This is a genomic window from Synechococcus sp. BS55D, assembly GCF_004332415.1.
GTDB lineage: Bacteria > Cyanobacteriota > Cyanobacteriia > PCC-6307 > Cyanobiaceae > Synechococcus_C.
The window spans coordinates 100,419-116,189 of record NZ_PHQT01000003.1; the positions used below are offsets into that span (position 1 = coordinate 100,419).

19 protein-coding genes and 2 tRNA genes are annotated in these 15,771 nt (G+C 63.4%); 6 read left to right on the plus strand and 15 right to left on the minus strand.

What is annotated here, in order from left to right:
* Positions 1-92 precede the first annotated feature (92 nt).
* Positions 93-821: an orotidine-5'-phosphate decarboxylase gene (gene pyrF / locus CWE16_RS07325; RefSeq protein WP_131594293.1), complete on the plus strand. Its 729-nt coding sequence runs from the start codon at positions 93-95 to the stop codon at positions 819-821.
* A 122-nt stretch (positions 822-943) separates the two neighbouring features.
* Here pyrF and plsY read toward each other — a convergent pair whose 3' ends face one another.
* The 5 genes from plsY to CWE16_RS07350 form a co-directional block, all read right to left on the minus strand.
* Positions 944-1,546, minus strand: a complete 603-nt coding sequence (plsY, locus tag CWE16_RS07330; RefSeq protein ID WP_131594295.1) for a glycerol-3-phosphate 1-O-acyltransferase PlsY — start codon at positions 1,544-1,546, stop codon at positions 944-946.
* Positions 1,546-2,511, minus strand: coding sequence for a DUF3086 domain-containing protein (locus CWE16_RS07335; RefSeq protein ID WP_131594297.1), 966 nt, complete (start codon positions 2,509-2,511; stop codon positions 1,546-1,548). Before CWE16_RS07335 ends, plsY begins: the two co-directional genes overlap by 1 nt.
* Positions 2,512-2,619: 108 nt before the next feature.
* Positions 2,620-3,027: a DUF3119 family protein gene (locus CWE16_RS07340; RefSeq protein ID WP_131454668.1), complete on the minus strand. Its 408-nt coding sequence runs from the start codon at positions 3,025-3,027 to the stop codon at positions 2,620-2,622.
* A 13-nt stretch (positions 3,028-3,040) separates the two neighbouring features.
* Positions 3,041-3,787: an MlaE family ABC transporter permease gene (locus tag CWE16_RS07345; RefSeq protein ID WP_131454667.1), complete on the minus strand. Its 747-nt coding sequence runs from the start codon at positions 3,785-3,787 to the stop codon at positions 3,041-3,043.
* Between the two features lie 16 nt (positions 3,788-3,803).
* Positions 3,804-5,120, minus strand: coding sequence for an MFS transporter (locus tag CWE16_RS07350; protein WP_131594853.1), 1,317 nt, complete (start codon positions 5,118-5,120; stop codon positions 3,804-3,806).
* A gap of 136 nt (positions 5,121-5,256) precedes the next feature.
* Here CWE16_RS07350 and CWE16_RS07355 point away from each other — a divergent pair.
* Positions 5,257-5,327, plus strand: a tRNA-Gly gene (locus CWE16_RS07355).
* A gap of 34 nt (positions 5,328-5,361) precedes the next feature.
* Here the strand turns inward: CWE16_RS07355 and CWE16_RS07360 are convergent.
* Both CWE16_RS07360 and CWE16_RS07365 read right to left on the minus strand, forming a co-directional pair.
* Complete coding sequence (locus CWE16_RS07360; protein ID WP_236629635.1) at positions 5,362-5,655, minus strand: lactate dehydrogenase; 294 nt, start codon at positions 5,653-5,655, stop codon at positions 5,362-5,364.
* A gap of 17 nt (positions 5,656-5,672) precedes the next feature.
* Positions 5,673-5,960: a hypothetical protein gene (locus tag CWE16_RS07365; protein ID WP_131594299.1), complete on the minus strand. Its 288-nt coding sequence runs from the start codon at positions 5,958-5,960 to the stop codon at positions 5,673-5,675.
* 99 nt (positions 5,961-6,059) lie between these two features.
* On the opposite strand from CWE16_RS07365, the gene CWE16_RS07370 reads away from it, so the two are divergent.
* Positions 6,060-7,046 carry a 2-hydroxyacid dehydrogenase gene (locus tag CWE16_RS07370; protein WP_330848541.1) on the plus strand — a complete coding sequence of 329 codons (987 nt, stop codon included), beginning with the start codon at positions 6,060-6,062 and terminating at the stop codon, positions 7,044-7,046.
* Positions 7,047-7,373: 327 nt separating this feature from the next.
* Here CWE16_RS07370 and gluQRS read toward each other — a convergent pair whose 3' ends face one another.
* The 3 genes from gluQRS to CWE16_RS07385 form a co-directional block, all read right to left on the minus strand.
* Entirely contained in the window at positions 7,374-8,327 is a 954-nt protein-coding gene (gluQRS, locus tag CWE16_RS07375) for a tRNA glutamyl-Q(34) synthetase GluQRS (RefSeq protein ID WP_131594303.1), read from the minus strand.
* Positions 8,328-8,376: 49 nt separating this feature from the next.
* On the minus strand, positions 8,377-8,652 hold the full coding sequence (locus CWE16_RS07380) for an HU family DNA-binding protein (RefSeq protein ID WP_006043393.1): 276 nt from the start codon (positions 8,650-8,652) through the stop codon (positions 8,377-8,379).
* 130 nt (positions 8,653-8,782) lie between these two features.
* Positions 8,783-9,463, minus strand: a complete 681-nt coding sequence (locus CWE16_RS07385) for an MBL fold metallo-hydrolase (protein WP_131594305.1) — start codon at positions 9,461-9,463, stop codon at positions 8,783-8,785.
* A gap of 69 nt (positions 9,464-9,532) precedes the next feature.
* Between CWE16_RS07385 and CWE16_RS07390 the strand changes: the two genes are divergently transcribed.
* Entirely contained in the window at positions 9,533-11,605 is a 2,073-nt protein-coding gene (locus CWE16_RS07390; RefSeq protein WP_236629636.1) for a glycogen debranching protein, read from the plus strand.
* Here CWE16_RS07390 and CWE16_RS12005 read toward each other — a convergent pair.
* Complete coding sequence (locus CWE16_RS12005) at positions 11,598-11,762, minus strand: hypothetical protein (RefSeq protein WP_161567574.1); 165 nt, start codon at positions 11,760-11,762, stop codon at positions 11,598-11,600. The genes CWE16_RS07390 and CWE16_RS12005 overlap by 8 nt on opposite strands.
* Positions 11,763-11,850: 88 nt before the next feature.
* On the opposite strand from CWE16_RS12005, the gene CWE16_RS07395 reads away from it, so the two are divergent.
* Positions 11,851-12,327: a hypothetical protein gene (locus tag CWE16_RS07395; RefSeq protein WP_131594309.1), complete on the plus strand. Its 477-nt coding sequence runs from the start codon at positions 11,851-11,853 to the stop codon at positions 12,325-12,327.
* A gap of 224 nt (positions 12,328-12,551) precedes the next feature.
* Here the strand turns inward: CWE16_RS07395 and CWE16_RS07400 are convergent, their stop codons facing one another.
* Both CWE16_RS07400 and CWE16_RS07410 read right to left on the minus strand, forming a co-directional pair.
* Entirely contained in the window at positions 12,552-12,986 is a 435-nt protein-coding gene (locus tag CWE16_RS07400; RefSeq protein WP_131594311.1) for a glyoxalase, read from the minus strand.
* Positions 12,987-13,716: 730 nt separating this feature from the next.
* A tRNA-Arg gene (locus CWE16_RS07410) sits at positions 13,717-13,790 on the minus strand.
* Between the two features lie 67 nt (positions 13,791-13,857).
* Between CWE16_RS07410 and CWE16_RS07415 the strand changes: the two genes are divergently transcribed.
* A complete protein-coding gene (locus tag CWE16_RS07415; protein WP_131594316.1) occupies positions 13,858-14,595 on the plus strand; it encodes a helix-turn-helix domain-containing protein in 738 nt (245 codons plus the stop codon).
* 9 nt (positions 14,596-14,604) lie between these two features.
* On the opposite strand, the gene CWE16_RS07420 is transcribed toward CWE16_RS07415, so the two are convergent.
* Together CWE16_RS07420 and rsmI are read right to left on the minus strand one after the other, a co-directional pair.
* Positions 14,605-14,832: a hypothetical protein gene (locus CWE16_RS07420; RefSeq protein WP_131594324.1), complete on the minus strand. Its 228-nt coding sequence runs from the start codon at positions 14,830-14,832 to the stop codon at positions 14,605-14,607.
* Positions 14,832-15,761, minus strand: coding sequence for a 16S rRNA (cytidine(1402)-2'-O)-methyltransferase (rsmI, locus tag CWE16_RS07425; protein ID WP_131594326.1), 930 nt, complete (start codon positions 15,759-15,761; stop codon positions 14,832-14,834). Before rsmI ends, CWE16_RS07420 begins: the two co-directional genes overlap by 1 nt.
* Positions 15,762-15,771: the final 10 nt, after the last annotated feature.

A 15,771-nucleotide genomic window follows, 5' to 3' on the forward strand; every position in this document is an offset into this window, starting at 1 on the left:
GTATCCCTGCAGCTGCTCTGGATGGACGATGCGGGGAAGCATGGTGCCGCAACCGGGGCCCCCTCAGGATGGGGGGAGTCTGCTGCTCTGTCTTGGCACCGTTGCTTTCCGCCCATCCGGCTGATCGGATCATCGTGGCTCTCGATGGCATGGTGCCTGATCAGGCCCTGGCGTTGGCTGGCCATGTGGAGGGCTTGCGCTGGGTGAAGGTGGGCCTGGAGCTGTTTGTGCAGGCGGGCCCTGAGGTGGTGGCCCAGCTGCGGGGGCAGGGGTTGCGGGTGTTTCTGGATCTCAAATTTCACGACATCCCTGCCACCATGGCCGGGGCTTGCCGGCGGGCAGCGGCGCTGGGGGCGGAGCTGATCACCGTGCATGCCTGCGCCGGCAGCGAAGCGTTGCAGGCCGCCCAGGCCGCGGCGGTGGAAGGGTCCCAAAGCGCTGGCCAACCCGTGCCCACCTTGCTTGCGGTGACGGTGCTCACCAGCTGGGAGGAGCAGCGTCTGCAACGGGAGATCGCCATTGCCCAGGCCATCGCCGAACGGGTGCCGGCATTGGCGCAGCTCTCGGCGACTGCCGGCATCGGCGGCTGTGTGTGCTCACCGCTGGAGGCCGCGGCATTGCGGGCCCAGCACCCCGAGCCGTTTGCCTTGGTGACGCCGGGGATTCGCCCCAAAGGGGCAGCGGTGGGCGATCAGGCCCGGGTGATGGGGCCCGCCGAGGCGATTGCAGCAGGTGCCAGTCAGTTGGTGATCGGCCGGCCGATCACCAAAGCTGAAGATCCCAGCGCTGCGTTTGCGGCCTGCTGCGGGGAGCTCATCTGAAGCCCCCAGCAAAGCGAGTGATCAGAACTTGACGTTGAGACCGCCCCAGGCGCGCCAGGCGGTGCCCAGATCATTGCCGTAGAACACCGGGCCCCCGCGCAGGAACACGCCCACCGCGGCGCTCACGGCTTTTGTCCCACCTTCGGTTCGCTGCCGTCGATCAGGCGCTGCAGGTTGCTGCGGTGGCGCCAGAGCACCAGCAGCATGGCGATGAGGGCAATCAATACGTAGGGAGGGCTGCCACCGGGGTAGCTCACCATCAGCAGGGGCAGGCTCACGGCGGCGATCACGCTGGCCAGCGACACGATTCGGCTCAGGCTGAACACGGCCATGAATACCCCGAAGCAGGCCAGGCCCACCGGCCAGGCCAGGCCAAGAAACATCCCGAAGCCCGTGGCCACGGCCTTGCCGCCCTTGAAGCCCAGCCACACCGGCCAGATGTGACCGGCCAGGGCCGCCAGACCGGCCAGCACCTCAAGCCAGGCGCTCAGATCGGATCCATGGCCGAGGGCTCTGGCGAGTAAGACCGCCGCCGCACCTTTGCCCACATCGATCACAAACACCACCAGGGCAGGACCCTTGCCCACCTGGCGCAACACGTTGGTGGCACCCGTGGAGCCTGAGCCCAGTTCGCGCAGATCGATGCCTTTGCACCAGCGTCCCGCGAGGAAGCCGCTGGGGATGGAGCCGAGCAGATAGCCCAGGAACAAGGAGAGGAAGCCCATCAGAGCAGGTCGTCGTCGTCGTAGGTCTCGCCTGGTCCGGCCGCGAAGGCCAGCCAGAGAGGGAACTGAAGCACGGGAATGTCGACCACCCGTTCGGCGGCATCAATCAGGATCAGCGGCACCTCGCCCCGCTCCTCCAGGCGGTCAGCTCGCTCCACCAGCGCATCCCCCCGCTCAAACAGCACGATGCCGCTGTTGGGGCCGAAATCCTCCCGGCTTAGACCCAGCGCATCCTGGAGGCCGCGTCGCCACTCGCCGAGTCGTTCAGGCTGGCCTGCCAGCACCAGGGTCTGGAACTGTTCGCCATAGAGCTCGCCGATGATGGCGATCAGGGCTGCGCTCAGCAACACATTGCGTGGGCGGCTGCCGCGGCTGGGCTGGGCCCCGCGCCCCCCCTGATTGAAGAACCAGTCCTGCAGCAGGGCTGTGTCGGGGGCTTCCAGGCTGCGGCGCAGTTTCCAGGGATCGGCGTAGAAATCGGGTTGCCCGAGGAAGCGCTCGAGGTTGTTGCGGATCAGCGTCTCGTCTGGGCGGAAGGTGTCGGCAACTGCGGCCGGGGCTGGGGCTTCAGTTGTCTCTGTGGTGGCGGCAGCGGCCTGCTGATCGAGGGGAGAGGGCTGCACCACCACCGGCTGCATCACCAGTTCGAGGTTGTCCACCGACTGAACCAGGCCCTGGAGTGCGCCGCCCAGGTACTCCTGGAAGCCTTTCACGCGGCGGGCGATCGCATCGGACTGACCGGCAAAGCTGGCGTTGATCTCTCCCTCGAGCTGCTGTTTGCGCGCACTCAGTGTCTGGATCTCCTCTTCCAGCTCAGCGCGGCGCGCCTGCAGATCAGAGAGAGCCAGTTGGATCAACTGTTCTTTGGCTGCGGCGTCTGCTTCGCTCGTGGATGGTGCTGTCCCAGCGTCCTGCGCGTCCTGGGGATGCAGGTCGGTGGGATTCAGGTCGGTGTCGTCAGGCATGGCAGACCGGTCCTGGCTCCATTTCAGCGGATCACGGCAAGGCCGACTGGTGATACACGTTCCCGTAACTTTACTGTTGCGTCTGCGGTACGAGAACGTGCCATTAGTTCAAGGCTTGCCTGTCTCCAGGGCGCCCACCCGCAGCTCCAGCTGGGCGCGCAGTTGTTGCGGATCAAACAGGATCGGCAGGAAATGAATGCTCTTGACTTCGCGGAAATACAGCAGCCCAGGGAGCCATGGGGCGAAGAGGCGCCAGGCCTGCCAGTCGCTGTAGGGGAAGCGACGCAGCTCCTGCCCGCCGCGCCACACCACCAGGGTGTCGGGGCAGAACTCCAGTCGCAGGCTGTAGGTCTGCAGCAGTAGAAACAGGCTGAACAGAGCCACCGGCAGGGTCGGCCAGGGGCTGAGCGGCAGCGGCAACAAAGCCAGGCTGAACAGCAGCACCAGCAGCGGCAGGCGAGGGTTGGCGCTGAGGCTGACCGCCTCCAGGTTTGGGTTGGGATGGTCTTGATTCATCACGGTGGAGGGTTTAGCCGAACAGGAGTTCGGTGAGCAGCACATCCATCAGAGCCACGGTCACCAGAATCATGACCACCGAACCGGTGGTGCTGGTTCCTACCTCCTTCGGGCCTCCTTCGGTGGTGAGGCCCCAGCCACAAGAGAGCACAGCGATCTGAAGGCCGAACACCAGAGCCTTGATCAGCATGAACGGCAGGTCATCGGGCTGCAGCCAGGTGCGCACCGAGTTCCAGAACACCGCAGGCGGGATGTTGTAGAAGGCCGTGCTGGTCATCTGGCCTGCCCAGACGGCGACGCCGAAGAAGAGCAGGCACTGCACCGGTGCCATGACCACCATGGCGATCAGTCGAGGCACGACCAGGTATTCCACCGGGTCAGTGCGCAGCATCGTGATCGCATCGATCTGTTCGGTCACCTTCATGGTGCCCAGCTGGGCGGCGTAGGCCGTGGCGACCTTGCCGGTGAGCAGCGTGGCGGTGAGCAGGGGTGCGATCTCCCGGGCCAGGCCGATGGCCAGCACGCCACCCACAGTGGAGCCAGCTCCCATCCCACTCAGTTCGGCGGCCACCTGGATGTTGAACACCGAGCCTGCGGCCACACCGGTTATCAGCACAATCAGAAAGCTGCTTGGTCCCGCTTCCAGCAGCTGATCGAAGAGGTCAATGGTGTTGATCTTGCCGCGGGAGGCGGCGGTCACGGCCTGGCCTCCGATCAGCAGGCTGCTGCCGAGACGTCGTAACCAGCGGGGGGCTTGCATCAAAGGTCTCGCGTGATCAGGTGTGCTGAAGATGGGCGCCGCGGTCGGGCCAGCGTCGCATTACCAACAGGCCGAATGCCACGAGTGTGGCGGGAATCAGACCCATGCACAGACGGATCGCGAGCAGAGCCGTGGCTGGTTGCTCGATGAAACTGAGGGCCCCGCTGCAGGCTTCGCTCGAGATGTAGCCGGTGAGCGAAAGGAGTGCGCCGAAGACTGACATGCTCAAGCCGATGATCAGCTTCTGCCCGAACACCATCCAGGCCGTGTAAAGGCCAGCGGGCCTGGCCGGATCGGCATCAATGGCGTCAGGCAGCAGCGACCAGGGGATCAGATAAGCGGTTGAGGCCCCGAGTCCTACGAGCAGGATGAGGCCGATCAGCGGGGCGAGCTGGGCAGCATCGGCGCCAGCGGGAAGCACCGGGAAGAGCATCGACAGCAGGCAGGCGGCAATCCAGAGGCCACCACCCCAGTGCAAGGCCTTGATGCGCCCGCGACGGTTGGACAGCAGGCTCCAGAGCTGGAGGCCCACCAGGGCGCTCAGTTGGAAGGGAAGCAGGATCCAGGTGGAGAGGCTTGGTGGCACATGGATCACCTGCACCAGCCAGATCAGAGCTACCACCTGCATCAGCTGCAGGGCGAACCAGAGCAGCAAGTAGAGACCCAGCACCATCAGGAAGCGTGAATTGGCTCGAATCCGGCGCAGTTGCTGCAGGGGAGGCTCGGCGTGCCCACCTGGTCGCTGGGCTTTCTTGGCGTAGGGGGCGAGACCCCAGCAGCAGGCGAGCGTTGCGAGAGCTGCAATCGTGCCGGTAATCCTGCCCATGCGCAGGTAGCCATCGGCGCCGTCGCTCAGCACCAACGAGGCAACGATCAGGCCGCTGAGGCCAGCGATGATCGACCCAGTGAATCGGGCGGCGTTGAGCCGGGTGCGGACGGCTGTGTCGCTGGTGAGCTCGGTGGAGAGGGCCGCATAGGGCAGGTTGACGCTCGTGTAGGCGGTCATCAGCAGGATCGCCATCACCACGTAATAGAGCGTGCGCTGCAGGGTGTCGCCCTCAGGCACCCACCACATCGCCGCCAGGCTGATCCCCAAGGGCAGGGCGGCGCCAAGCATCCAGGGCAAGCGCGGGCCCCAGCGGCTCTGGGTGTGATCGCTCATCCAGCCAATCAAGGGATCGTTGAGCGCATCCCAAACCTTGATCACCGTGAGCAGGGAGCCGGCGATGAAGGCAGGCAGTCCTGCGGCGCAAGTGAAGAAGGGAAAGAGGTAGAAGCCCAGTTGGGTGGCAGCCAGTCCGGTTCCGGCATCGCCGAGTCCGTAGGCCACCATCAGGCGGCGGCGGGAGCCCTCGGATGCAACGTTGGAGGTGGTCAAGCGAGGGGGTGTGGCAGGCGGACCGTCATAATGCTGGGGCACACATCCAGTGGCCTCACCTGTTCAGGGTGACTGGTTCGGGTGTATTAGTGCGGGCGTAGTTTAGTGGTAAAACCTCAGCCTTCCAAGCTGATGATGCGGGTTCGATTCCCGCCGCCCGCTTGTCCTTCAGCTCTGTTGGATCAGATCTGAACCCTCAGGTCTGGTTGCCTCCGAGCATGTCCTCGTAGCCCTCATAGGGGTCGTATTCAGCCCAGCCAGGACTGGCCTGATTGAAGAGGCCATATTCGCCATCGATCATTTGCATGCGGGTGTTCCCATAAGGAACGGTGTTGCAGGTGATGCCTCCACCGGCCACCGGCTGGCAGTCATCGAAGCTCACTTGGGCCAGGGCGGCTCCAGTGCCGGCGGAACCCCAGAGGATGAGGAGCAGCAGCAGTCGTTGGGGGCAGGGGCGTGGCACGGCGGCAGAGCAACGATTGCTTGCCATGGTGGCGGTTTTTTGTCTTAGAGACCCTGGCAGTGGCGTTGAACGTCGCGGAGCGTGTCGAAGGCTTTGTCACCTCGACCGTTCTTGAGCTGCACCATGAGCACGTCGGCCTGGAGACCCAGCGTCATGCTCTGGCAGCTGTTGCGCTCGGTCCTTGCCGCCTTCCGTTGCAGGGATTCAGCCAGCACCAGCGCATGGTGGCAGCTGGCTTCCCTGCCTGTCTGCAGGCAGTCCTGCGCCGATGGCAGCAGGTTTGTGGTCAGCCCCGCTAGCACCGCCGTTGGCTGCACCAGTCCCAGCCCCATCAGCAGCCACGGAATTGAAAGGTGCGCTGTTGAACGACAGGGCTGGGTTTTGCCTCTAAACCAGAGAGAGAGCGACTGGCACCAGCGATGAAGGTGTGGATGGCGAGTGCTCGCCACTACGACATTGAGAGTTTTGTGCGTGCCCTGCAGGCGGGCTCCGACCATGTGTTCGTCTACAGCCGCGAGCGACTCACCCCGGAGACCGCGGTGCTTGCCGAGGGCTGTGATGCGGTTTGCAGCTTCGTGAATGACGATCTCTGTGACGCCACCCTGGAGCAATTGGCGCAGTTCGGGGTGCGGGTGATCGCCCTGCGCTGCGCCGGTGCCGACAGTGTTGATCTGGAGGCTGCCCGTCGGCTGGGGCTGCGCGTCGTCAATGTGCCCTCCTATGCCCCTGAGTCGGTGGCCGAATTCGCCCTGGCTCTGCTGCTCTGTTTGGGGCGTCGTCTGCATCGTTCCTACAACCGGGTCAGGGAGAACAACTTTGATCTCAGCGGTCTGGTGGGACTGCAGCTCCATGGCAAGACCGCAGGCGTGGTGGGTACCGGCAGGATCGGCGCCGCAACCGCGCTTTTGCTTCGGGCCTTTGGCATGAAGGTGATGGCCAGCGATCCTGTCCAGCAGGACCCGCGGCTTTCTGACGTGGGAATCCAATACGTGGGTCTTGAGGAGCTGCTCGCCAACAGTCAGGTGGTCAGCCTCCACTGTCCGCTCCTGCCAGCCACCCATCATCTGATCAACGCTGAGCGTTTGGCCATGATGCCCCGGGGGGCTCTGCTGGTGAATACCAGTCGAGGCGGTCTGCTCGATACCAAGGCGGTGATTGCCGCACTCAAGGCCGGTCAGCTCGGAGGTCTCGCTCTGGATGTGTATGAACAGGAGGGAGGCCTGTTCTTTGCCGATCACAGCGGTGAAGTGATCGGGGATGACACCTTTGAACGCTTGCTCACCTTCCCCAATGTGCTGGTGAGCGCCCATCAGGCCTTCCTGACCGATGCGGCCCTGGAAGCGATCGCGACCACCACCCTCAGCAATCTTGATCAGGTGGCCGCAGGCTTGCCGTGTGGGAACGATCTCCTGAGATGATGCAGCGGCTTTCTCCTTGACCGGATGTATACCGACTGGACTGCCGTCGCGCTGCTGCTGTTCACCACGGTGCCCCTGGTGGCGGTGGTCGCCACCGCTGCCTTCTTTATTTGGCAGCAGAAGCGGAAACAGCTGCGCTGAACGCTTCGGTCATCCCCAGTTCACCCGGAGGAAAGCGCAGGGACTCCTGATCGACCTTCAGCCCTAGGCCGTCGCCATGACCTAGGCAGTCGAGACAGGTGCGGAACCGCTGATCGGAGACCCGCTGGATGCCGCTCCCCCCGCAACGCGAACAGATGGCCATGCCTGATCTGAAGTGAATTGACTTCAGTGTGGAGAGATTCCACCTCCGTGATCCCGAAGCCTTTGTGAAGAATTGGCGTTGAGGCGTGCCTTCAGCTTCGTTGGGTCGTGATTCACGTCCTGGAGCAGCTCCTTAGCGGAGAGAGCCGAGCCTGGCGCGATCAGGCCCAGGTCAGCGGCCAGCAGTCCGATCACCTGATCCGGCTGGATGCTGTGGGCCTTCAGCGGCGCAAGCCCTTCGCTGCCATCCCGTTTTGACAGCTTTGCTCCGCTGGCATCGCAAAGCAGCGGCCCATGCCGGTAGCGCGGCGGTTCCAACGGCGTGAGGGCGGCGATGACCGCCTCCTGGGCTTCCCGCACTGCAGCAAGGTCAGCCCCGCGCACCACCTCGCTGATGCCCAGAGCGAGCTCATCCACGGCGGTGGCCAGGTGATAGGCAATGAAGCCGTCAGCCCGGCGCAGCACCAGATCCCCGCAGCGCTCCGAGAATGGCGCGGGAACCCTGAGCCGCCAGGCCGGCAGGCGAGCCTGTTGCCAGCCCCAGTCCAGCCTGCGGTTGCGGCAGGTGCCGGGATACAACGGCTGGGCTGCCAGTTGGCGTCGACTACAGCGGCAGGGGTAGAGGTCTCCGATCCGACGCCAATGGGACAGCACAGAGTTGTAAAGCCCCCGGCGCTGGCTTTGCAGGATCGGAGGGCCATCCCAGTGCAATCCCAGCCAATGCAGATCTGCACAGGCGCTGTCGATCGCACCGGTGCGCAGACGCGGCGTATCGAGATCATCGAAGCGCAGCAGCCAGGTGCCGTTCTCATGGCGCGCAGCTAGCCAGGAGAGCAGGGCGGTGGCCAGGTTGCCGCGGTGCAGCGGTCCGGAAGGGGTGGGTGCGAAACGACCCCGATAGCCCTGACTCCGCAGGCGCTGGCCTTCCGAGATCCATTGCTCTAGATGCTCAGGGGTCGGGCGCATGCCATCGGCCATCAAAAAAGCGGCCCCAAGGGGCCGCTTCGATCCTGAACGATGGATGGGATCAGCCCTGGACGCGATCCTTGAACATCTTGCCGGCGGTGAAGGCGGGAACGCGCTTGGCGGGAATCTTGATTTTTTCGCCGGTCTTGGGGTTCAGACCCTGGCGGGCGGAACGCTCGCGGGGCTCGAAGGAGCCGAAACCGAGGATGGAGACCTTCTTGCCTTCAACAACGGAATCGATGATGGTTTCGATGGCGGCGTCGACCACCAGGGAGACGTCGGTCTTGGTCAGCTCGGTGCGAGCGGCAACGAGGTTGACGAGATCAGCTTTGTTCATGTGAGGAGGCGTGGGATGCGGAAGCGGGCTGGCGATGCGGAAGGCGACATCCGCATGGGCTTGTTCAAGCGCGCCAATCGTATGGAGGCTGCGCCGGTGCGGCAACCGAAAGACCCCGCGCCGCAACGCTTTACGACGGTGGGTCTGCGAAACCTGCCGTCGGGCTTGAGGGCATCCAGCTCTCCCAGGGGCTGAGTCGCTCGCCGCGCAGGGCGCCAAGCCCAGCACCAGATGCCAGTGCTGGACTTTGATCTGGAGGAATCCAGTCGCGCAGTCGCTCGAGGCTGCGCTGCTGACGCGGCCAGTGGAAGCTGCGGCGATGGCGCAATGGGGCCAGCTGACCCACTGCCACAGGGATGAGCAAACGGCCACAGAAGAGCAGATCCCAAGGGGGTGGAGCATGCAACACGCAGCTGCCGGGAGAGGGGCCAGGCGTCCAGAGCAGGCGCAGGCCTGCCGCGGTGGTGTGCGTGTCTGCGAAAGTCTCGAGCGGATCGACGCCTGGCAGCAGATAGGCCTCCTGTTCCTGCACCAGCACCGGCCAGCCCAGATGTTCCTGCAGGCGTCGCACGCGCCCATGGCCCTCTCGACTGGTGAGAACGATTCGGGGTGTCCGGCCTGCCGCCAGCTCCTGCAGGGCCTTGAGGCTGCTTTCGGTCAGGGGCGGGCAGTCGATCAAGACCGGCTCCGGATCGCTGTCAAGCCACCAGGCGGAGCCTCCGCGACAGTCGCGATTGGGGGGAAACAGCCATAAGAAGGGGCGGATCTGCTGCGGCGGACGTCCTGATTCCAGAACCGAGGGAAGGGGCATGGGCTGATGGGAACGGCCGCAAGCATTAGTTTGAGCGCAGTGAGGACCGCGCCCTGCGGTCGGGGATCCTTGAGCACGATCCAGCGCGGCAGACCCTGGCCCCTGGGCAGTTCGCTCACGTCTGGAGGGGTGAACTTTTCCCTGGCGGCGCCGGCGGCCAACCGGGTGGAGCTGTTGCTGTTCGCCGATGGCGATGCCCCCCAGCCCGAGCGCATCATCGATCTCGGCCCCGAGCATCGCTCCGGTGATTACTGGCATGTGGAGGTGGAGGGCCTGCGGGCCGGTGCCTGTTATGGCTACCGGGTGTTCGGTCCGCTGGAGCCGGGTGGCCACGGCTTCCGTCCCGCCAAGGTGGTGCTGGACCCATGCGCGCGGGCGATCAGCGGCTGGGGTGTCTATCGCCGGGCTGCGGCGACGGGCGCTTCCCCCAACACCGACTGCTGCTTGAAGGCGGTGGTGTGCGAGCGGGATGCCTTTGATTTCAATGCCCATCCCAGGCCACGCCACCCCTGGAATCGCACCGTCATCTACGAGCTGCATGTGGGTGGCTTTACCCGCCGCAGTGACAGCGGCGTCGCCCCTGAGCGTCGGGGCACGTTGAGAGGGGTGATCGACAAACTTCCTTATCTCAAGGATCTGGGGGTCACAGCGATCGAACTGCTGCCGATCCAGGCCTTTGATCCCCAGGACGCTCCGATCGGTCGCGACAACATTTGGGGATACAGCCCCCTGAGCTGGTTCGCTCCTCACCATGGCTACATCGATGGAGACGATCCGCTTCAAGCTCGACAGCAGGTGCGAGAGCTCGTGGCCGCTTGCCACGATGCCGGCCTCGAGGTGCTCCTGGATGTGGTCTACAACCACACCACGGAGGGCAACCACCATGGCCCCACGCTCAGCTGGCGGGGCGTGGGTGATCGGCTCTATTACCACCAGAACGCCAAAGGCGATTACCTCGATGTGAGCGGGTGCGGCAACAGCATTGCCGCCAATCGCCCCCTGGCTCGGCAGCTGATCCTCGAGTCGATGCGCTGCTGGGCAATCGAGCTGGGGATTGACGGCTTCCGCTTTGATCTCGGCATCGCTTTGAGTCGTGGGGAGGGGCTCAAGCCCCTCGACCATCCGCCCCTGTTTGAGGCGATTGAAGCCGATCCGCTCCTCAGTGATCTCAAGTTGGTGAGCGAACCCTGGGATTGTGGCGGCCTTTATCGGCTCAGTGACTTCCCGGCGGAGCGGATCGGAGCCTGGAACGGACGCTTCCGCGATGACGTACGCAGCTTCTGGAAGGGAGATGAAAACAGCACCTGGAAGATCGGTCAGCGAATGCGCGGTAGTCCGGATCTGAACGGTGGTCGGCCCCTGACCCTGGGGCGGTCGGTGAATTTCATCACCGCCCATGACGGTTTCACCCTGATGGATCTGGTGAGTTTCAACGGCAAGCACAACCTCGCCAATGGGGAGGACAACCGCGATGGCGAAAACCACAACAGCAGTTGGAATCACGGGGTGGAAGGCCCAAGCAGCGATCGGGCGGTGACCGCCCTGCGCCGCCGTCAACAGCGCAACCTGCTCACGTCTCTGCTGCTCAGTCGGGGTGTGCCGATGCTTCTGATGGGCGATGAAGTGGGGCGTAGTCAGGGGGGCAACAACAACACCTGGTGTCAGGACAGCCCCCTGAGCTGGATGATCTGGGGCGATGACCATTGCGATCGGGATCTGCAGACCTATGTGCAGCGTTTGCTGCGCCTGCGTCAGCAGATGGCGGATTTGATCAACCCAAGCCAGCCGATCGCTGAATCACCGTTGCCGCGGTCCGGTGATCCTGATCAGCTGTGGCGCCAGTGGCATGGGGTGGAACTGGGCAAGCCCGACTGGGCCAGCTGGTCCCATTGCCTGGCCGCCAGCCTGCAGCGCGGTACCCGTGGCGCGGTGCTCTGGATTGGCTTCAACAGTTATTTCAAGGCGATGCATTTCGATCTGCCTGAACCGGCCTCCCCCTGGCATCGCCTCATCGACACCGCCTTGCCAGCAGGAGATGACCTGCCCGAGCAACCGGAGAGCTGGAGTCCCTCCGGGGTGCCCCTGGAGGCGCGCAGCCTGGTGGTGATGGTGGCCAGGGAGATGCTCAGCCCGCTCAGCTGAAGGCGGCGGCGGCCTTGCGTTGGATGCTCAGTTCAAGCTGCCGGCGCTTGTCTTCCACGAGATGGAAGCTGCTGACCACCGTGCAGGCCTCGATTCCGTCCTGCCGAAGGCAGACCCTGATCGCCCCATCGTCGAGCTGTTGTGTTTCCAGTGGCATCGCGAACCCTCGGATGATTCAGCCTGCCGCCGTTGGCAGAGTGCAGCCAGTGGTGCGCCCTAAAATCATTCCGATGAATGGCGGGCTGATGAACGGTTTTCCCCGGTTTGGGGCAGCGCTGCTGGTCACCGTTGCAGCTGTTGGAACTGCCAATGCAGCGATCGCTGGTGACTGTGATTTGCCATTGGGTCAGACCTGGACGCCGTTGTTGCCTGCTCAGGCTTCCTTGCGGCTCGCCAACCATGGCTTGATTCCCTGCCGGGAGCGAGGGGACGCAGTGACCGCCCAGGCAGGTGCGGCCTTGGCCTTTCAGTGCGATCGCTTTCAGATCGATCTGACCGAACAGCCCTCTGGCACGGGGGTGTCCGCAGTGGCACTGAACCAGTTCATGGATCAGCGCTTTGTGTTTCAGGGCCCCAAGGTGCTGATCAAGCAGCAGTGCGATCCCGGTCGAAGCGTGACACTCACCCGCTTGATCAAGCTCAGAGGTGAGGGGGTGAGAGTGGACTTTTCTCAGACCTGGCAATGGCGTCCCCAGCAGCAGCCATTTCCTGCGGATCTCTGATTCGGTTGCCGTTGCCACGCTCTCCAGAGGCGATGGCTGATTGACTTCGATCAATCAAGGGAGAGTTTGCATGGAACTGCTCGTCATCGCTGCTCTAGCGATCCCTCTGTCGACCCTGGTGATGCAGGCGCTCTCCAATGAGCATGAGGACGATTACGACTTCCTTTGATGGCTCAACACCCCCCTGCTGGAGTTGCATGACAGGGATTGAAGGGTGATGGAGTTCAAGCCCTTGATGGTTGGAACTCCAGGAACTCCAGGCAGTTATCAAAGGGATCTTTCACAAAGAAGCGTTCGCGGTCTGAGAGCTTTTCTTCGCCAAAGGGCAGATGCCCATGGGTTGTTAGTGACTGATGAAGAGCGGTCAGGTTGTCAATTTGAAAGCAGAGGTGACGGCCTGCGGGGATCGGTGTATGAGCCTCATCGAAAACGATGTGGATCATGGCGTCATTAAAAACAAACCAGATGAGCCCTGTCTTCACTTGTCCTTGCAGATTGCCAAGATGAGCAGGGATTGCCCCTTCTTCCATTTTCAGCAAGCCTGAGTAAAAGCTGCGGGCCTGGTCTTCCTGGCCCGGGGGAGCCGTCATCGCGGAGTGATTGATGCCCTTGATAAAGGGGTGGGTCAACTTGATGGTGACCAGCTCGCCGATGCTCATGGGGCGTCAGGGGAGGCGTGGCTCAAAATCTAGCCAAATCGATCAATCAGCAGGCCATGGTGCAACGTCAGGCTTAGGGAAAGTGGGCTCAGCGGCTGTTGCTGTGACCAACAGCTCTGTTGTTATGGCTGGTGAGCATGAGGTTGCCAAAAAGTCCATGAACGGTTTGATGGCAGGAGCCTCTACCGCGCCATGGCATTGTTCAAAGCCTTTCGCAAGATCTTGGCATCCCTGACTCGTCAAAGCTCAGCACGTTCACCACAGCGCGTCACTAGTCAGCAGTCATCGTCTGAAATCACGATTTTGGGTTAGTGACCCTTCAAAGATTCTCAAAGGCTGAAAGCGTTCATTGCGCAAAGAGTCTTGTGCCTTGACGACAATGGCGCCATGTCAGACCTCACCCCTGAATCAGCCAATGCTGCGATTAAGCGCCTGCTCTTGAGCAGCATCACCCCTGCAATGGCAGCAGAAACAGAAGTCATTACACGCATCAGCGAGCGGATCAGGTCCTGTATCGAGCGCGTGAAGGTTGAAGCGTCAGAGGGTGCGGCTCTCGTTGCTGAGTGCGCCCCGCATGGGCGGACGATGGTGGCTCAGGCGCAGAAGACCTTGGCTGACCTGGAGGCTCTGGCGGTTCTGGAGAGTCTTGCGGGAGAGATATACGGTGCTGACTGCCCAGGGTGACCGCCTGACGGCGTGGCAGCTGCGGGCTGTGACGCGGACTTTGAGACGCCCCCTGATGGATTCGAACCATCGACCGGCTGCTTAGAAGGCAGCTGCTCTATCCAGCTGAGCTAAGGGAGCACCGGCTCATCTTGGCAGCTGGCACGGACTGCAACGCCTAAGCTGATGAGCTTGCAGTCCATGGCAGATGGCGCCTAGCCGGCTCAGCGACAGGCAGAAACAGGAGCTGGTGGAGCGCTACCGCGCAGGCGAGAGCAGTGCTCAGCTTGCCGAGGCATTCGGTTGCAGCCCCAACACCGTGAGCCGCACGGTTCGGAGCGCGCTCACTCCTGAGGAGTACGAAGCCCTCAAGAAGGGGCGGGCAGCCCGTCCCTTCTTGAAAGCTTCAACGCCGACGCTGGCTCCACCTGCCGAAGACACGCCAAGTGCTGAGGTCTCCGCAGAGGAGGATCCCGCCAGCCTGGCCCTCGATGACGCCGACGATTTCGCCGATGATCCCGATCCTGGCGACGACCTCGAGCCAGGGGACCCCGATTCCTGCAGCGAGCCGGAGCAGGAATTCCATACGGTGGCTGTCCTCACCGATCAGATCCCCGCGGATCCTGGTCTCCCGGCCGAGTGCCGTCCGATCGGCCCTGGCGTGCTTCCGGAGAGCGTCTACATGCTGGTGGACAAGCTGGTGGAGCTGGATCCCAGGCCCCTCAGTGATTTCCCAGAGCTCGGCGCGATCGCCAGTGAAGATCAGGAACGGCAGTCTCTGGCCCTGTTCGCCAGTCCCCGTACTGCCAAGCGTCAGTGCGGTCGCAATCAGCGCGTGATCAAAATTCCCGACAGCCAGGTGTTCGAACGCACCACTTCCTATCTCGTCGCTCGGGGCATCACCAGGCTTGTGCTGGATGGGTCACTGATCGCTCTCGACACCTGAGTCGTCCGTTCAGGGTTCTCTGGTGGGCATCAGCACAGCCGCCAGGCTGCCGCCACTGAGCACACCGATGACCAGGCTCACGCCTACGAGGAATCCGGAGGGCAGTGGCGCCGTGCGGCCGAAGCCAAGATTGAGCGCATGGCGTTCGTTGAGGTTCTGGGCACCAAGGCAGAGCACCAGCAGCAAGAGTCCGGAACCCCCGAGGCTCAGCAGTAGCAGGCGCAGCCGTAGCAGCATCAGTCCCGATCGCTCTGCGCACAGTCTGATCGCTCGGGGATGGCTGTCGAGCTGGAGTGGGCTGTCGAGCTTGGGGGCTCCTCCTGGTGCAGCAGGGCATAGAGCTCCCGCTTGGAGCGGTCACCGCCGCTGGCTAGTTGTTTGGCCGCGGCATTGGCGCTGAGACCGCTTGCAATCAACACCTGCAATTGGTCGCGCCAGTACTGGTCATCATGCGTCTCCTTGCGTGGCGCGGGCGCGCCTCCCAGCACCAGGGTGAACTCCCCCTGGGGCGCCTGGGCATGAAAGTGCAGACGTGCTGCTTCCACGGTGGGCCCCACCTGCTGTTCATGGCGTTTGGTCAGTTCCCTTGCCACCTGCAGTGGCCGTTGCGGGCCGCAGAGTTCCTCGAGCTCATCCAGGAGCTGCACCAGGCGATGCGGTGCTTCGTAGAGAACGCTGGTGCACGGATGCTCGCTGATCTGCTGCAGCCGCTCCCGTCGTTCCCGCCCCTTGGCAGGCAGGAAACCCTCAAAGCAGAACCTGGCGCTGGGCAGGCCGCTGCTCACAAGGGCGGTTGTTGCCGCGCAGGGGCCAGGGATGCAAATCACGTCATGCCCGGCGGCGCGGGCGGCGGCGACCAGCTCCTCGCCCGGGTCGCTGATGCCCGGCAAGCCCGCATCGCTGATCACCGCCACGCTTCGGCCCTGCTCCAGTTCTGCCAGCAGCTGGGGCAGGCGAGTGCGGGTGTTGTGTTGATGAAAGCTGCAGCGGCGGGCTGTCGATCCAAGACTGCTCAGCAGCTGGCCACTGTGGCGGGTGTCTTCGCAGGCAATGGTGTCAACCGCCAGCAGCAGGGCCTTGGCTCGAGGCGAGAGATCCCCGAGATGTCCGATCGGTGTGCCCACCACGTAGAGCACTCCGGCATCCGGTTCGGCCCGCTGCTTCACAATGGCTCCG

Excerpts from the sequence above, each read along its gene's own strand:
- CWE16_RS07420 (WP_131594324.1), bottom strand. The coding sequence starts at position 14,832 with ATGCTGCTACGGCTGCGCCTGCTACTGCTGAGCCTCGGGGGTTCCGGA.
- CWE16_RS07385 (WP_131594305.1), bottom strand. The coding sequence starts at position 9,463 with ATGCCCCTTCCCTCGGTTCTGGAATCAGGACGTCCGCCGCAGCAGATC.
- CWE16_RS07415 (WP_131594316.1), top strand. The coding sequence starts at position 13,858 with ATGGCGCCTAGCCGGCTCAGCGACAGGCAGAAACAGGAGCTGGTGGAG.
- CWE16_RS07365 (WP_131594299.1), bottom strand. The coding sequence starts at position 5,960 with ATGGGGCTGGGACTGGTGCAGCCAACGGCGGTGCTAGCGGGGCTGACC.
- CWE16_RS07360 (WP_236629635.1), bottom strand. The coding sequence starts at position 5,655 with ATGGCAAGCAATCGTTGCTCTGCCGCCGTGCCACGCCCCTGCCCCCAA.
- CWE16_RS07370 (WP_330848541.1), top strand. The coding sequence starts at position 6,060 with ATGGCGAGTGCTCGCCACTACGACATTGAGAGTTTTGTGCGTGCCCTG.
- CWE16_RS07345 (WP_131454667.1), bottom strand. The coding sequence starts at position 3,787 with ATGCAAGCCCCCCGCTGGTTACGACGTCTCGGCAGCAGCCTGCTGATC.
- CWE16_RS07350 (WP_131594853.1), bottom strand. The coding sequence starts at position 5,120 with ATGGTGGCCTACGGACTCGGCGATGCCGGAACCGGACTGGCTGCCACC.
- gluQRS (WP_131594303.1), bottom strand. The coding sequence starts at position 8,327 with ATGGCCGATGGCATGCGCCCGACCCCTGAGCATCTAGAGCAATGGATC.
- CWE16_RS07395 (WP_131594309.1), top strand. The coding sequence starts at position 11,851 with ATGAACGGTTTTCCCCGGTTTGGGGCAGCGCTGCTGGTCACCGTTGCA.
- CWE16_RS07340 (WP_131454668.1), bottom strand. The coding sequence starts at position 3,027 with ATGAATCAAGACCATCCCAACCCAAACCTGGAGGCGGTCAGCCTCAGC.
- plsY (WP_131594295.1), bottom strand. The coding sequence starts at position 1,546 with ATGGGCTTCCTCTCCTTGTTCCTGGGCTATCTGCTCGGCTCCATCCCC.
- CWE16_RS12005 (WP_161567574.1), bottom strand. The coding sequence starts at position 11,762 with ATGCCACTGGAAACACAACAGCTCGACGATGGGGCGATCAGGGTCTGC.
- CWE16_RS07335 (WP_131594297.1), bottom strand. The coding sequence starts at position 2,511 with ATGCCTGACGACACCGACCTGAATCCCACCGACCTGCATCCCCAGGAC.
- CWE16_RS07400 (WP_131594311.1), bottom strand. The coding sequence starts at position 12,986 with ATGAGCATCGGCGAGCTGGTCACCATCAAGTTGACCCACCCCTTTATC.
- CWE16_RS07380 (WP_006043393.1), bottom strand. The coding sequence starts at position 8,652 with ATGAACAAAGCTGATCTCGTCAACCTCGTTGCCGCTCGCACCGAGCTG.